The sequence below is a fragment of the Marinicauda pacifica genome (assembly GCF_004793635.1).
In the GTDB taxonomy this organism is placed as follows: Bacteria; Pseudomonadota; Alphaproteobacteria; order Caulobacterales; family Maricaulaceae; genus Marinicauda; species Marinicauda pacifica.
Map to the genome: position 1 here is coordinate 99,840 of NZ_SRXV01000001.1, position 15,196 is coordinate 115,035.

Here is a 15,196-nt window from a genome sequence, read left to right on the forward strand (position 1 = left end):
CTTACCGCTTGGCCAGTTCCTTCATCGCGCGGTCGACCCCGTCCAGCGTTAAGGGGAACATGCGTTCCGGCCCGACAATCTCGCGCACGAGCTGGATCGAATAGGTGTGCGGCCACCATTTTTCCGGCTGCGGGTTGAGCCAGACCAGGTTCGGCCAGGTCTCCGCGATCCGCCGCAGCCAGGTGCCGCCCGCTTCCTCGTTCCAGCCTTCCACCGCGCCGCCGGGATGGGTGATCTCGTACGGGGCCATGGAGGCATCCCCGACCACCACGATGCGCCAGTCGCCGGGGTATTTGTGCATCAGGTCGTAGGTCGGCGTCGTCTCGCTGCGCCGGCGCAGATTGGACTTCCACACCGCCTCGTAGGGGCAGTTGTGGAAATAGTAGTATTCGAGATTCTTGAACACGCTGCGCGCGGCGGAGAACAGCTTCTCCGTCATCTCGATATAGGGATCCATCGATCCGCCCACATCGAACAGCACCAGCACCTTGATGGCGTTGCGCCGCTCGGGGCGCATCTTCACGTCCAGATAGCCGTGCTGGGCGGTCGCGCGGATGGTGGAGTTGAGATCGAGCTCCTCCTCCGCCCCGTCGCGCGCGAACCGGCGCAGGCGGCGCAGCGCGACCTTCAGATTGCGGGTGCCCAGCTCGCGGTCGGAATCGAGATCCTTGAACCGGCGATCTTCCCAGACCTTGGCCGCGCGCTTGTTCTTCGACTGGCCGCCGATGCGTACCCCGGCCGGGTTCCAGCCCGAATGGCCGTAAGGGCTCGTGCCCCCGGTCCCGATCCACTTATTGCCGCCTTCGTGGCGCTCTTTCTGCTCTTCGAGACGCTCCTGCAGCGTCTTCATCAGCTCGTCGAAATCCATCGCGTCCAGCGCGTCCATCTCCTCCCGGGTGAGATGGCGCTTCATTTCCGCGCGCAACCAGTCTTCGGGGATTTCTTCTTTCTGAAACAGCTCGCCTAAGGCCTCCACGCCTTCGAAGAAGTGGGCGAACACCTTGTCGAACTTGTCGAAATTGCGCTCGTCCTTGACCAGCGCGGCCCGGCTCACCGAATAGAATTCATCCAGCGACGGCCCGATCGCGCCCTTGTCGAGGGCTTCGAGCAGGGTGAGATACTCGCGCGTGGACACCGGAATTTTCGCGGCGCGCAGCCCGGTGAAGAAGCGATGGAACATGGCGTTTGACATAAGCGGACTCTAACCGCCGCCACGCGCCGCGACAAACCCTTCGCTGCGCGGTGAGCGCATTAACCCGTCCCGCTCCTCCCCGGCTTTCGTCAGGAAAGAATAAGACAATCTATTCCTGTCATCCCGGCCGAGTGAAACGAGAGCCGGGACCTCGTCAGGGAGGCCGGCTCGCACCCGTCAACAACGCGAGGCCCCGGCTCGGCCTTTGGCCGTCCGGGGTGACACTATCTCGCTGGTTTTTCTACTAAAAATCCACCACCCCTCTTTCCCAGCGGAAGCTGGGACCCAGAGAGCGCAGGGCGTCCCGTCCTCCCTGGATCCTGACTTTCGTCAGGAAAGAGGGAGAGAGAGGCCGATCACGCCTCGGGGGTGAGGGCGGGCACGACGACGCGCTTGCGGCTCTGGAACTTGTCGCCCAGCTCTTCGGCGCGGTCCTTGGCGATCACCTTGCGGGCGTCGGAGAAGATCTCGTTCTCCTCTTCCTCCATGTGGTGCTCGAGCAATTCCTTGAGCACGGTGAACTTGCCGATCCAGGCCTCGGAATCCTTCGGCATCACATCGAGCTCTTCCAGAAGCCCGCCGGCGACATGGTGCTCGTTGACCGCTTCCATCGCATCGCCGCGCGTTTCCTTCGCGCCGCGCAGCGGCTCGTAGAACAGCGCTTCCTCGATCTTGTTGTGCGACCACATGTCCAGCTTGAAGGTCTCGAACAGCTCTTCGCGTTTCTTTGCGGCGCGGTTGGTGGTGTCCATGATCTGCTTCATCAGATCGCGCGCCTTGTCGTGGTCCTTGGTGATTGCCTCGTAAATGTCGGCCATGGGAAGTCTCCTCGTTGTGGGGTGCGAGAAGATAACGGCCCAAGGGGGTAGGCGTGTTCCCGATCGGGGGTGAGGAGGCGGGCCGTTTAAGGCATCGGAGAGCAAGGGCCGTCTCTCAGATCCTGACTTTCGTCAGGAAAGAGTAAAACAACCCATCCATGTCATCCCGGCCGAGTGAAACGAGAGCCGGGACCTCGTGAGGGAGGCCGGCTCGCACCCGTCAACAACGCGAGGCCCCGGCTCGGCCTTTGGCCGTCCGGGGTGACACTATCTCGCTGGTTTTTCTACTAAAAATCCACCACCCCTCTTTCCCAGCGGAAGCTGGGACCCAGAGAGCGCAGGGCGTCCCGTCCTCCCTGGATCCTGACTTTCGTCAGGAAAGAGGGAGAAATTCTTTAAAATCCAAACCTCGTCATTCCGGGCGAGCAAAGCGAGACCCGGAATCCAGAGAGGACGCGGTGCCGTCCTTGGATGCCGGTATTTCATGCTCTCTGGGTCCCGGGGCAAGCCGGGATGACGATGTTTATGGCTTTGATTCTAAACGGGCCAGAGAGCGCCCTAACCCCCGTCCCGCCGCGCCAGAAACGCCAGCTTTTCGAACACCTGAACGTCCTGCTCGTTCTTCAGCAAGGCGCCGTGCAGGGGCGGTATGAGCTTGCGGGCGTCGCGCTCGCGCAGCACGGCCGGGTCGAGATCCTCGACCAGTAAAAGTTTCAGCCAGTCGAGCAGCTCGCTGGTGGAGGGTTTCTTCTTCAGCCCCGGCACCTGGCGCACCTCGTAGAAGACGCGCAGCGCCTCGGACAGGAGGCGGCCCTTCAGGTCGGGGAAGTGAACCTGGACGATGCGCTCCATCGTCTCCTCGTCGGGGAAGGCGATGAAGTGGAAGAAGCACCGGCGCAGGAAGGCGTCGGGCAATTCCTTCTCGTTGTTCGAGGTGATGATGACGATGGGGCGTTTTTCCGCGCGGATCGTCTCGCCGGTCTCGTAGACGAAGAACTCCATCTTATCGAGTTCCTGCAGGAGGTCGTTGGGAAACTCGATATCGGCCTTGTCGATCTCGTCGATCAGCAGCACGGGGCGCTGGTCGGCGGTGAACGCCTCCCACAGCTTGCCCTTGCGGATATAGTTGCGCACATCGTGCACCTTGTCGTCGCCCAGCTGGCTGTCGCGCAGGCGGGCCACGGCGTCATACTCGTAAAGGCCCTGATGAGCCTTGGTGGTCGACTTGATATGCCATTCCAGCATCGGCGCGCCCAGCGCGTCGGAGACCTGGCGGGCCAGCTCGGTCTTGCCCGTGCCCGGCTCGCCCTTGACCAGGAGCGGGCGCTCCAGGACGATCGCCGCGTTCACCGCCGCAGCCAGCTCTTCGGTCGCGACATAATCCTTCGTGCCTTCAAAACGCATGGGCGGTTTCGTCCCTCTGTAATACCTGGTCTGACGTGGTGCGCGGCCGAAGCTTGCGATGGCGCGCTCTTGAACACAACCTAGCTGGGCGCCGGCCTGCCGTCATGGGGGTGCAGTGCAGCAAACATCAGCTCGGCGCGCGCCCAGTCCTCCGGCGTATCGATGTCCTGCACGAATTTCGGAGCGATCTCGATGGGAATCGATTTCGGCGAGAAGACCGGCGCCTGTCCGGCCAGCGCCGCGCGCCGCGCCCAGAAGAAATGCGCCGCGTCGTGGAAGGCCGGTTCGAGATCCTGCGAGCGCGAGGCAATGAATTCAGGCTGCATCGGCGCGAGGCCCGGCCCGGAGCCGGTCTCGACCCGTTTCAGCGCGCGCTGGACCGGAAACGCGAAGGGCGTCACCGAAATCGCGTAGTCCTGGCCCGGTGCTGCCACCAGCGCGTCATGGCCGGCGCGAATATCGTCCGCCTGCACGAAGGGCGCGGTCGCATAGATCGCGCAGGTCAGCTCGACCGCCTGCCCGCTCGCGTCCTCGAAGGCGGTCACGGCGTGGGCGATCACCGGAACCACGCCGGTAAAATCGTCCGCCAGCGCCTTGGGCCGCAGGAAGGGCACTTGCGCCCCGGCCGCGCGGGCCACCTCCGCGATCTCCTCATCGTCGGTGGAAACCAGAACCGCGTCGAACAGCCCGGTCTGAAGCGCCGCGCGCACCGGCCATTCCAGCATCGGCCGGCCATGGAAGGCGCGCACATTCTTGCGCGGAATGCGTTTGGAGCCGCCGCGGGCCGGGATGACGGCGATCTTCATCGGCGCGTATTGAGCGCAATGGCGTGAATTTCCGACACGGTGGAGGGCAGGTGGAAGCTTTTGGACACCTTGGTGTGCTCATCGAACACCGTGATCGCGGTATCGATGGCGATGTTGTTCGACACCCCCATCGCCGCCGAATAATTACGGTTGCGGCTCTGCCCGATAAAGAAGCGCGAGCCGTCATGGGCGAGCCCGCGCGCAAAGCCGGGAAACTGGCCGATCGTTTGCGCATTATTCTTCAAAAGCCGCCCGCGCAGCGAATCCAGCACGACCAGCGACCCGTCCACGAAGTCGATCGAGTGCGGCATCCACAGGTCGGAGATGACCGGGCCAGCCCAGCGCTTCTCGGCGAAGTCGTATTCCAGGACCACCCCGTCGAACACGTCGCGCTTCCAGTTGCCGGTGGCCGAGAACATGGACAGGTAGACGCTGTCGCCCAGCACCAGGATGTCGTTGCAATGGTGCTGCGCCTCGCTCGTGCGCGCCTGCTTGCGCGAGATCGCGATGCGCTCCTCCTCCTGCCCGTCCTCGTCATAGACCAGGATGGCATCGAGATAGGAGCAGGCGATGAAATACTTGCGGTGCTCCTCGCTCCAGCACACGCCATGACAGCGCGCGCCCTGCGGCAGGGCGAAGGTGGAGAGGATGGTGTAGTCGCGGTCGAACGTGATGAGGCCGCGCTCGTCGTCGATGGCGATGAAGTGCTCGCCATGCGGTTTGAGCCCGTGAAAATTGCCCGCCATCACCTTTCTGAAGCTGTGGCGCGCGCCCTTGATGCTCAGCTCATAGAGGCCGCCGCCCGCTTCGGGGTCTTCGCTCGGCGGCAGGCCGCAGGTGAACAGCACGGTTTCTTCCAGCGCTTCCATCTCGGCGATGATGCGCAGATCGTTCAGCACCGGGCTGACCACGAAATCGGTGCCCGGCGTGAAGCCGTACCCGGCCAGTTGCTCGCCGACTTCCACGAAGGAGGTGGTGCAGATCACCACGAAGGGGCGCGGGTCGAGGGCGCGCAGCGTGTCGGGCTTCGCGATTTCCAGCCCGGCCTGGCTCTGGCCCTGCAGATTGGGGTTATTGTCCACGATCCCCGTCACGCCCCGGACGCGGCGCAGCGTCTTGGTCGCGATATTGCCCGCCCCGGCCAGCACGATGGGCCGGCCCCGGCCGCGCCCGTTCACATCGGCGAAGGTGGTAAACTCGGCCGTGGTGGTCGCGCTCATACCTGCGCGCCCTTCACGATGTAGAGCTCACGGCGCGGATCGTCCTTGTCCAGATAGACCGGGCCATAGCTCGACGCTCCTCCCCAGACATCGTCTTTGACCCATTGGTCGTTTTCGATGCGCCACACGCGCGGATCGCGGAAGGTGTCGCAGATGCGGTCGAACTCGGCCTCGCTCATGTCGACATAGCCCAGCCACCGCTCCAGATCCCGGCGCGGTTTGACGTGATCGTGCTTTCTCACCATTTCCAGGCCGGTCTTGTAGTCCATCACGCCCAGGCGCACGTCCTGGCTGGCATGATCGGTCGCGCGGCCGTATCCGAACTTGATGAATTTGAGATAATCGTGAACCCCGTTCTCGTGCATGTCGTCGAGATTGGAGATTTTGCGGTACGTACGCTCGAACGGATATTCGGCTTTCTTCCAGCCATATTCCTCTTCGGCGACGGCCGCGCACTTGTTGCCGTTCCACTTCTCGTAGAAGCCGAGATACACGCCGCGCACGCCGACGCGGTCGATCTCCTCGTCGCTGGGATAGACAGCCCAGCTGAGTTCCTTCTTCGTCAGGCCCATCTTCAGATCGGGCCGCCCGTGGCGCTCCAGCCCCTCGTCGGTGAAGTCGTCCCAGTCCAGCCCGTGCAGGTCGTGTTCCTTGCGCGTCTTGGCGGTGAACTCGGGAAAGTCGGAGTAGGAGAACATGCCCCCCAGATCGACCCAGCCATGGTCGCCCCACAGCATCAGCGGGATTTCGTGGCGCACCGCCATCTGGATCGGATAGGTCTTGATGCCGGCATGGTTGTGCCAGTTCATGTCGCCGTGCAGCTTGAAGCCCAGCAGATTCATCTTGATGAGGGTCTCAAGGCCGGGGCGCATGATGATGTGCTCGGTGTCGAAGGCCTCGCGCATCAGCTGCAGATTGTATTCGCCCTCGGGCAGGAAGTTATTGCCGTGATAGGTGACCAGAAGCGGGCGCAGGCCCAGCTTCTTCACCGCCAGATGGGTCTGGTAATAGCTGTCCTTGCCGCCGCCGACCGGGATGACGCAGTCATAGCCGGACGGGTTGCGATACTCGTCGACCATCTCTTCCAGCATGGTCCAGCGCTCGTCCCAGTCGATATCGACCGTCTGGCCCGCCACGCGGCAGCCCGAACACCGTCCCTGTTCGTCGAAGGTGAGGGGCGCAGCCGAGCTGCTGGGATAGAAGCACGTCTTGCAGAACTGGACGCTCATGGGCCTTCCTTTGCGCGGGGCTTCAAGGCGAATATCCGAATCGGCCGCCTACAGGGTCTCGCGCTTGTCCGCAGCGATCAAGCGCGGCCCCGGCCGGCCGGTTAAGCCTTAGGAAAGCGTGGAAACGTTAAGGATTAACCATGCTGCCGCGTCAGGAAGGGCCATCTCGCATGCGTCTGCTCAGCGCCCACCAGCCGGTCTATCTGCCCGGCCTCATCCTGTTCAGCAAAATCGCGCTCAGCGACGTCTTCGTCCTGCTGCCCGACGTCCAGTTCCAGCGCCATAGCTGGCAACAGCGCAATCGCGTGCGCAACGGCAAGGAGGCGATCTTCCTCTCGGTCCCGGTGCGCAAGAGCGGCGATCTCGCCCGCACCATCCGCCAGACCGAAATCGCACAAGAGCCCTGGCGCAAGAAACATCTCACCACCCTGAAACAGGTCTATGGCAAGCGGCCCTTCTTCGAGGCGTACTTCCCGCAGGTCGAGGCCCTGATCGAAGCCGACTACGCCAGTCTCGCCGATCTCGACACCGCGCTGATCCGCCATCTCTGCGAAGTGCTGGAGCTTGAGACCGCGATCCTCGACAGCGCCAGCCTGCCCCATGAAGGCGAGGCCCAGGACCGGCTCGTCTCGCTGTGCCACGCCGCCAATGCCGACGGTTACATCTCCAATGTGGGCGCCGCCGCCTATGTCGACGAGGCCGGCTTTGCCGCCGCCGGCCTGACCCATCTCTGGCAGGCCTTCACCCCGCCGGTCTACGACCAGGGCAAACCCTTCCTGTCAAACCTCTCCGTCCTCGACGCCCTGTTCAATCTCGGCCCCGCCACCGCCGACCTCGTCCGCGCCAGCGGCCACGTCACGAGCGATCTGGACGAGGCGCAGCGCGCGCTGGAGGGGTAGGCGCTCCAACCTCCACGCCTCTTTCCCAGCGGATGCTGGGACCCAGGAGAGCGTAGGGCATCCCGTCCTCTCTGGATCCTGACTTTCGTCAGGAAAGAGGGGGAATGAGGTAGAGGTGTCCGTCATCCGACCCTTCGAGGCCCGGCTTTGCCGGGCACCTCAGGGTGAGGGGGATGGGCGACATAAAACTTTGTTTTTAAATACATAATTATCACAAACCTCCAGCCCGCCTCCCTCATGCTGAGGTGCGAGCAAAGCGAGCCTCGAAGCATCGGAAGGCACGTGAAGGCTTTGCCGGAAAGCGGTGAGGGGGCGCCCCCCTTCACGGCATGCGCACATCGAACCCCGCGCGTTGCAGGGCGCGTTTGCCGCCGCGGTCGGCGAGTTCCTTGAAATGCCAGATATTGGCGGCGGCGACCGCGTCCGCGCCCGCTTTCAGGCCCTTGGCGTAGTGCTCGTACATGCCGACGCCGGAGCAGGCGATGACCGGGATGGTCACGGCGCTCGACACCGCCTCGATCAGGGCGAGGTCGTAGCCGGTGCCGCGCCCGTCGCGGTCGAGACTCTGCAACAGGATTTCGCCCGCGCCGCGATCCTCGGCCTCTTTGGCCCAGGCAACCGGATCGCGCCCGGTGGCGGTGCGGCCGCCGCGCGTCATCACCTCCCAGCCGTCATCTTTCGCCTTCGCGTCGATGCTGACCACCAGGGCCTGCACGCCGAAGCGGTTGGCGATCTCGCCCATGAGCGCCGGAGTCTCGATCGCGGCAGTGTTGATGGCGACCTTGTCGGCGCCGCGCGTGAAGATCTCGCGCACATGCTCGACCGAGCTGACGCGCCCGCCCCAGGTCAGCGGCATGAAGCAGTGCGAGGCGACCGCTTCGAGCACGTCCATGGATGTCCCGTAGGCGCGATTGCCGGAGTCCGTGCGTCCGCGCTCCAGCCCGCCCTCTCGGGTGATGTCGAGATAGATCAGCTCGTCCACCGTCCAGTCGTTGAAACGCGCGACCTCGTGCAGCGGGTCACCGATGATCTGGTGGGTGTCGAAGCGCTCGCTGCGCACCAGGCGCCCGTTCAGGAGCAGCAGCACCGGGATCAGGCGCGGCATCAGCATGAGCGAACCTCTTCGAGCCAGTTTTCGAGCAGGGCGAGCCCGGCCCGGTGGCTTTTCTCAGGATGAAACTGCGTGGCCCAGACCCTTGCCGGTCCGGTCTGAGAGCACAGGGCGGAGGCGAAGCGCTCGCCATGTTCGGTCCATCCGGCCACGGCGGCGGGATCGTCCGGCACGGCGACATAGCTGTGAACGAAGTAGAAGGCCTCGTTCTGGTTGAGCCCCTTGAACAGCGTGTCGGCCCCGGTGGCCTCGACATGGTTCCAGCCCATGTGCGGCACGCGAAGCGGCGGGGTCTGGGCCGGCGGGGCGAGGCGGCGCACGCGGCCGGGAATGATGCCGAGCCCGTCATGGCGTCCATGCTCCTCGCTCTCGTCGAGCAAGAGCTGCATCCCGAGGCAGATCCCCAGCAGGGGGCGGCCGGACGGCGCGATCTCGTCGCGCAAGAGCGTGTCGAGCCCGAGCGATTTCAGATGGGCCATGCCCTCGCCGAACGCGCCGACGCCCGGCAGCACCACGCCGCTGGCCGCGCGCACGATGGCCGGGTCGGCGGTGATCGCGACCCGCGCGCCCACATGGGCGAGCGCATTCTTCACCGAGGTCAGATTGCCCATGCCGTAATCGAGAATGGCGATCGTCATCGCTTACTCCTTGCCGCCGCCTCGCCGCCTTGGCCGAGCTCCAGCAGTCCGGCCACCGCCGCTGCCGCGCGCTCCATGCCGAGCCCGTCCACAAGCTGCGGTCCGGTCTGCGACAGGGCGCGCGCCCGGGCCGGGTTGTTCAGCAGGCCGGTCAGTTCGGCCGCGACATGTTCAGGCTTGTCCCCGGTCTCGAGCCCCAGATCGATCAGCCCGCCGCGCTGGGCGAACCAGTCGATTTCCTCGACCAGGTTTTCAAGCTGCGGAAAGACCAGCGCCGGCACGCCGGCGGCCAGCGCCTCGTAGGCGATCATGCCCCCGGTCAGCACCGCCGCCGGCGCCTCGGCGAGACGGCGCGCGAGGGTCTCGGGCGGCAGGCCGCGTTCCAGCGTCGTGCCGTGCGCGCGGGCGATCTCCGACAGCGCGTCGAACCGGGGATAAGCCGCGCCGACAATGAGGGTAAAACCATAGCCGATGGCGAGCTCGGGGCCGATCTCGGCGAGGGTCGTCGCCCAGCGCGCCGCCCGGTCGCCGCCGCCGCACACCGCGACGATCGGTCCGGTTCGCGGCGCATCGTGACGCGCGCCGGCAAAGTGGCGAGATAGCAGCGCGTAATGGCCGCCGCACATGGACTTACCGCCGGATCGTAGTCCGGTATAGGTGTGGTATCTCGGGATTACTGTGCCGTTGACGGCAAGGTCTGCAGGCATCGGCCCGCCAAAATCGTCGATCGCGATCCGCTTGATGTGCGGCACTTTTTCCAGCGCGGCCCAGAGTCCGGGGTCCATGTCCGGCTCGTCGATCATGATCGCCGCCGGCTCGAAGGCCTCCACCCGGGCCAGCACGGTGGCCCCGGCATCCGGGCCGGTGGGGGTAATCGTGACCCCGGGGAAAAACCGGGAGAGGCTTTCGCCTGTTCCGACCAGTTCGACCTCCAGACTGCCGGGCAGGCTGGCGATCAGGCGGCTCGTCCGGGCAGCGTGGGCGAGGCCTTTTTCGTGCGTGGCATCCACGCGCACCAGAAGGCGCGTCATGAGCTTGCCTCCAGCGTGGATGCGATGATCGAGACCGCCTGGCCGATCCGCTCGGCCGGGTAATCCGCATCCAGCCACAGATTGAGAGCCGTCCTGGCCCAGGCCTCGCTGTCGGGATGCGCCTGGTCTCCGGTCAGGTGCGGGAAAGCGTCGCTCAATGCGGGATAATTCGTCCCGGCATCGATGCCCGCCTCGCGCAGGCGCGCCACCAGATCGTCGCGCACTTCAGGCTCGGCCCGCGCGATCAGGCGCCAGGGTCCGGGCTGGGGCAGGTCCACGCAGGCGAGCTGCGGCGCGAAGGGCGCGAGGCGTTCCTGCCACAGCGCGGCCCGCGCCTTGCGCCGTGCGATCCGGACCGGAAGCCGGGCGAGGGCGGCCAGCAGATCGGGCTCGGAACTGGCCGGAAACGCGTAGCGCAACTCACTGATTTCATTAAGAAGCAAGGCCTCTCCGGCGCTCGCCTGCCCGGCATTGCGCAGCCGCCGGCGCTCCAGCGTCAGCGCGGTTTCGACCCGGTCCGCCTGCTCGTCCAGAGCCGGGTAGCGCGCCGCCCGGGCGCTCAGCGCCTCTGCCAGCGCCGGGTCGTCGGTGATCACCGCGCCGCCCGCGCCGGCGTCCAGAACCTTGCCCGGTCCGAAGCTGACGATCCGCGCCACGTCCTCCAGCCGGGCCGCTCCGCCCGGCGTGAAGCCGGACGAATTGGCATCGTTTTCAATGGTTTGCCAGCCCGCTTGCCTGGCCGCCCTGCGTGCCGCATCGAAGCTCAGCCGGAAGCCGTAAAGGTGGGTGAACAGGACCGCGCCGGTCTTGCCCTCGGCGGCGAGCGTCTCGATCTGGGCGGCCAGCGCGGCATCGTCATTGACCCCGGTGCGCGCGTTCACCGGGGCGAGGGTGACCTGCGCCCCGCTCGCCCAGGCGCATGCCAGAAGGCTCGGACAGGCATTTGACGGGATCAGCAGGATCGACCGTCCGTGCAGACCCAGCGCCTCGAACACGGCCAGCAGGGCCGAGCGCGCGCGCCCGAACAGCACGCCATGGCGGCCCCCGAACGCCTCGGCGACCGCGGCTTGCGCGCTAGGTGTCATGGCCGCCCTCGACCATCGACCAGTCCAGCGGCTCGCCAAAATTCAGGTCGCGCGCGGCCGGACGGCCCAAAACCCGTGTGTATTCACGCGGATGCAGCCCGCCACCCGGGCGCACGGAGCGCACATTGTCCGGCGTCAGCGTCTCGCCGGCCTTCACCGGCGCGGCGACATAGAGCGAGCGGCGCACCGTCTTGGAGCCTTCCTCTGACTTGGCCGTACCCGTCCGCACCTGGCCTAAAGCCGCGTGGGCGTTACGGGTTTCGCGTACCAGCGCCGCCAGCTCGTCGGGTTCCAGCGAGAAGGCCGCATCCGGCCCGCCATCGGACCGGCGCATCGTGACGTGCTTCTCGATCGCCCGCGCGCCCAGCGCCGTGGCGGCCACCGGCGCGGCAATGCCCGGCGTGTGATCGCTAAGCCCCACAGGAAGTCCCAGCCGCATGGCGAGGTCCGGCAGGGTGCGCAAATCGGCCTCCTCGATCGGTGTCGGGTAGCCGGACGTGCAGTGCAGGACGCACAGCCGGTCGCACCCAGCCTGGCGCGCGGTCAGCACCGCTTCCATTACCTCGTCCCAGCTGGCCATGCCGGTCGACATGACGAGCGGGCGTCCGGTCCTTGCTGCATGGGCGATCAGCGGCAGGTCGATCAGCTCGAAGGAGGCGATCTTGTAGGCCGGCGGATCGAACTGCTCGAGAAAGTCGATGGCGCTGAAATCAAAGGGCGACGAGAACACCGCCATGCCCGCCTTGCGCCCGGCTTCGAACAGCGCTTCGTGCCACTCCCAGGGCGTGTGGGCCTCCTCGTACAGGTCGTGCAGCTTGCGCCCGTGCCACAGCCCGCCTTCCAGCACGAAGCCCGGCCCGTCATGGTTCAGCGTGATCGTGTCGGCCGTGTAGGTCTGCAGCTTCAGCGCGTCCGCGCCGGCCTCGCCGCACGCGGCGATGATCTCGAGCGCCCGGCCCAGATCGCCCGAATGATTGGCCGACAGCTCTGCGATGATCAGCGGCGGACGGGTGACATCCTGGATCTGGTCAAACATGTCAGAGGTCTGGGTCATTGCCGGTATGTCCTGTGGCGTGAGGCGGGGCATGGCGTATGTTATCGATTCAACCCTCAAGTTTGGGTGAACTGACCGGGAGGCCGAGGACAGGCATGAGCGAGACCGAAGCGGCAGCCAGGACGTGGGACGGCTACTATGCCGGCTCGTTCACGCATGCACCTTATACCGATGCGGTCGTGTTCGCCATCAAGGCCCTGTCGCGAAACCGGACCGGCGTGGTCTACGAGTTCGGTTGTGGCAACGCGCAGAATCTCGGCTTTCTCCGCAGTCTGTTTCCTGATGCGCGCCTGATCGGCAGCGACGTGTCCGAAGCCGGCCTTGCCGCGGCCCGGCGCCGCTATGAAGGCCTGGAGTTGTTTGCCAATGGCGAGACGTTGGCGCTGGCGCCGGCCAGTCTCGACGTGGTCATCGAGCGTGCCGCCCTCCAGCACGTCCCCAAGCCGCTGGGTCAGGCCTATGTCGATGAAATCGCAGAGGCCATGAAGCCGGGCGCGGGCGCATTCTTCGAGATTGCCAATACCGATCATGGTCATGCCGCGCTGGGCGATGGCGGCCAGGACCCGGTCTTTGGGTATCGCGTTTTCTATTCGCTGGGCGAAATCGAGACCCTGTTCGCCGCCTTCGATATCGACCAGGTCTTCGAACGCCGCCGCACGCTGGTCCGGGCGCCGGATCCGGCGGGGTCCGCGCCGGTCTATAACGAGGCGTGCTTCCAGATTTACCTGACCCGGCGCTAGCTGCCGGCCCGAGGCCTTCAGGCGGCTTTCTCTTTTCTGGCCAGCTCGTCCAGCGCCTCGGCGACCGTGTTCATGATGCCCGCCCAGTCCGCGTAGTCCTTGCCGAAGAAGGAGCGCGAGCTCGCGAACCAGGGCGAGCGCCCGAAGCCCATATGGGTCCACACATTGGCGTGCGGGTGCACGAACCAGACCCGGGCGCCGGCCGCGCCGGCCAGGCTGGTCGTCGCGTTCGTCGGCCCGATGACCAGATCGCAGGACGCCGCCAGCGCGGTGACCTGCTCGAGGTCGTTTTTCAGGTCGATCCCGTCCAGCGTATGAATGTCGACGCTGAATTTTTCCTTCGCATAGGCGATGTCGGTGGCGGTTTCGCCGTATTGAAGATTGATGAAGTCCGCGCCCGGAGTCTTCAGCACCGGTTTCCACTGGTCGAAGGCGGAGAAGTGCTTCGACCGCTTGGCGTCCATTTTCAATGACTTCCACAGAATCCCGACCTTCAGGCCGGGACCGGTCTTGGCCAGTTCGCCGCGCCAGTGGGCGAGATCGCTCGCCTCGGGTTTGAGGATCGGCTCCTCGGGAAAGTCCTCGATCGCGTGCCGGAAGGCGCGCGCGGGCTGAATGAAGGGCGTCCAGAAATCGGCGGGCGCCAAGTCTTCGAACCCGACGACGGCACGAAACAGCTTGCCTTCGCGCTCCATCGTTCGGTGCGAGCCAACCTTGGCTTCAGGCAGGGTCTTCTGGATCATGTCCACCAGGCGGCGCTCGACCACGATGCGAAGCTCGCCGTCTGGCCCGATCGCCTCCAACAAGTCTTTGGCCAGCTGCAGGAAAAGGATCTCGTCGCCCAGGCCCTGCTCGCCGACCCAGAGCAGCCGCTTGCCGCGAATGGCCTGCAGGTCTCGCCCATCCCACATCGGAGCGTCGACCAGGACATGGCACATATTCTTGTGGGTCGGGTCGAGGCGCGAATCGTAGAGGTCCCAGCCTTCTTCAAGTTCACCCATGGCCAGTAGCGATTGCGACAGGCCGTGCGTCATCGTGATGATGTCTTTGTGGTTGGAGGCCGTCTTGAGCGCTTCGCGGAAGTGTTGGGTCGCCTTGTCCGGCCGTCCCAGCAATTCGTAGGCGAAAGCGGTGTTGTGATGCGCGCGCGCATAGTCCGGCTTCAGGCGCCGGGACTCGTCATAGAAGGTCAGCGCCTCGTCCGGCTTGCCCGATTCCAGCAACGTCGTGCCCAGCGAGTTCCACAGCTCATAGTTTTCCGGCGAGGCGTAGATGGCCGCGCGCAGCAGCTCGATCGAGGCCTCGAACCCGCCCTTGTCGCGCAGTACCCCGGCCAGGTTGATCGTGGCGCCGGTATGGTTGGGCACCATTTGCAGGTAGATGCGCAGGAATTTCTCGGCCGCGTCCAGCATGTCCATCTGCCACGCCAGGGTGGAGAGGTTCATGTAGATCTCGGGATCTGTCGGATCGAGCTTCCAGGCGCGTTCGTAGAATTGTAGCGCCTTGGACAGGCGACCCAGGCGTTCCAGGCACAGCGCCAGCGCATGGTTGGCCATCGCGCTGTCTGGCGCCATTTCCACGGCATCGAGGCAAAGCCGGGCGGCCTTGGCGGCGGAAACCGGGTTGTCTTCGACGATCTTCAAGGCGCGGCGCAGCATGGCCACCGCCTTGGGCGGCGGCGCGGAGGCTTGCCGCCTGGCATCGTTCAGAGTGCGTTGCAGTTCGGCCGCGGCCGGCTTGTCCCGGCGCGGGCGAATTTCGCGTTTGGCGTGTTCGGTGCCGGCGGCCAGTTCGGCATCAAGATCGAGAAGCTGGCTCATCTACCCACTCCAGTATTCGGATGAGCGTGCAAGGAAGCGCTGGTTCGATTAAGGTTTCGCTAATCACTCGCGGCGCGGGATTTCTGTGTCCCGGCGCAGCGCAGAAACGCTTTATTCACGGTGTTCTTTCACCGTAGCTTCAAACCAAA

Annotated in this window: 14 protein-coding genes; 2 read left to right on the forward strand and 12 right to left on the reverse strand. The window is 65.1% G+C overall.

The features are described 5' to 3' along the window. Position 1: 1 nt before the first annotated feature. The 6 genes from E5162_RS00535 to E5162_RS00560 all read right to left on the reverse strand — a co-directional run bounded on the left by E5162_RS00535 (position 2) and on the right by E5162_RS00560 (position 6,669). A complete protein-coding gene (locus E5162_RS00535; RefSeq protein WP_135943009.1) occupies positions 2–1,180 on the reverse strand; it encodes a vWA domain-containing protein in 1,179 nt (392 codons plus the stop codon). Between the two features lie 368 nt (positions 1,181–1,548). Beyond that, a complete protein-coding gene (locus tag E5162_RS00540) occupies positions 1,549–2,010 on the reverse strand; it encodes a hemerythrin domain-containing protein (protein WP_135943010.1) in 462 nt (153 codons plus the stop codon). A gap of 558 nt (positions 2,011–2,568) precedes the next feature. Further along, positions 2,569–3,414: an AAA family ATPase gene (locus E5162_RS00545; protein ID WP_135943011.1), complete on the reverse strand. Its 846-nt coding sequence runs from the start codon at positions 3,412–3,414 to the stop codon at positions 2,569–2,571. Between the two features lie 80 nt (positions 3,415–3,494). Continuing rightward, positions 3,495–4,220, reverse strand: coding sequence for a pseudaminic acid cytidylyltransferase (gene pseF, locus E5162_RS00550; protein WP_135943012.1), 726 nt, complete (start codon positions 4,218–4,220; stop codon positions 3,495–3,497). Next, entirely contained in the window at positions 4,217–5,440 is a 1,224-nt protein-coding gene (locus E5162_RS00555; RefSeq protein WP_135943013.1) for a DUF4915 domain-containing protein, read from the reverse strand. Before E5162_RS00555 ends, pseF begins: the two co-directional genes overlap by 4 nt. Beyond that, positions 5,437–6,669, reverse strand: a complete 1,233-nt coding sequence (locus E5162_RS00560; RefSeq protein ID WP_135943014.1) for an N-acetyl sugar amidotransferase — start codon at positions 6,667–6,669, stop codon at positions 5,437–5,439. The genes E5162_RS00555 and E5162_RS00560 overlap by 4 nt, the downstream gene beginning before the upstream one ends. 170 nt (positions 6,670–6,839) lie before the next feature. Between E5162_RS00560 and E5162_RS00565 the strand changes: the two genes are divergently transcribed. Further along, complete coding sequence (locus E5162_RS00565; RefSeq protein ID WP_158291146.1) at positions 6,840–7,568, forward strand: WbqC family protein; 729 nt, start codon at positions 6,840–6,842, stop codon at positions 7,566–7,568. 322 nt (positions 7,569–7,890) lie between these two features. Here E5162_RS00565 and hisF read toward each other — a convergent pair whose 3' ends face one another. From hisF to pseI, 5 genes are read right to left on the reverse strand one after another with little or no spacing between them, the layout of a single operon-like run. After that, complete coding sequence (gene hisF / locus E5162_RS00570; protein ID WP_135943016.1) at positions 7,891–8,679, reverse strand: imidazole glycerol phosphate synthase subunit HisF; 789 nt, start codon at positions 8,677–8,679, stop codon at positions 7,891–7,893. Further along, positions 8,673–9,317 carry an imidazole glycerol phosphate synthase subunit HisH gene (gene hisH, locus E5162_RS00575; protein WP_135943017.1) on the reverse strand — a complete coding sequence of 215 codons (645 nt, stop codon included), beginning with the start codon at positions 9,315–9,317 and terminating at the stop codon, positions 8,673–8,675. The genes hisF and hisH overlap by 7 nt, the downstream gene beginning before the upstream one ends. Continuing rightward, complete coding sequence (locus E5162_RS00580) at positions 9,314–10,348, reverse strand: glycosyltransferase family protein (RefSeq protein ID WP_135943018.1); 1,035 nt, start codon at positions 10,346–10,348, stop codon at positions 9,314–9,316. Before E5162_RS00580 ends, hisH begins: the two co-directional genes overlap by 4 nt. Next, the gene (locus E5162_RS00585; protein ID WP_135943019.1) at positions 10,345–11,433 is read right to left on the reverse strand and encodes a DegT/DnrJ/EryC1/StrS family aminotransferase; all 1,089 of its coding nucleotides are present in this window, start codon (positions 11,431–11,433) and stop codon (positions 10,345–10,347) included. The genes E5162_RS00580 and E5162_RS00585 overlap by 4 nt, the downstream gene beginning before the upstream one ends. Further along, on the reverse strand, positions 11,423–12,487 hold the full coding sequence (pseI, locus tag E5162_RS00590; RefSeq protein WP_135943020.1) for a pseudaminic acid synthase: 1,065 nt from the start codon (positions 12,485–12,487) through the stop codon (positions 11,423–11,425). The genes E5162_RS00585 and pseI overlap by 11 nt, the downstream gene beginning before the upstream one ends. A 95-nt stretch (positions 12,488–12,582) precedes the next feature. Between pseI and E5162_RS00595 the strand changes: the two genes are divergently transcribed. Continuing rightward, complete coding sequence (locus E5162_RS00595) at positions 12,583–13,227, forward strand: class I SAM-dependent methyltransferase (RefSeq protein ID WP_158291147.1); 645 nt, start codon at positions 12,583–12,585, stop codon at positions 13,225–13,227. Between the two features lie 17 nt (positions 13,228–13,244). Here E5162_RS00595 and E5162_RS00600 read toward each other — a convergent pair whose 3' ends face one another. Beyond that, complete coding sequence (locus E5162_RS00600) at positions 13,245–15,047, reverse strand: tetratricopeptide repeat protein (RefSeq protein WP_135943022.1); 1,803 nt, start codon at positions 15,045–15,047, stop codon at positions 13,245–13,247. Positions 15,048–15,196: the final 149 nt, after the last annotated feature.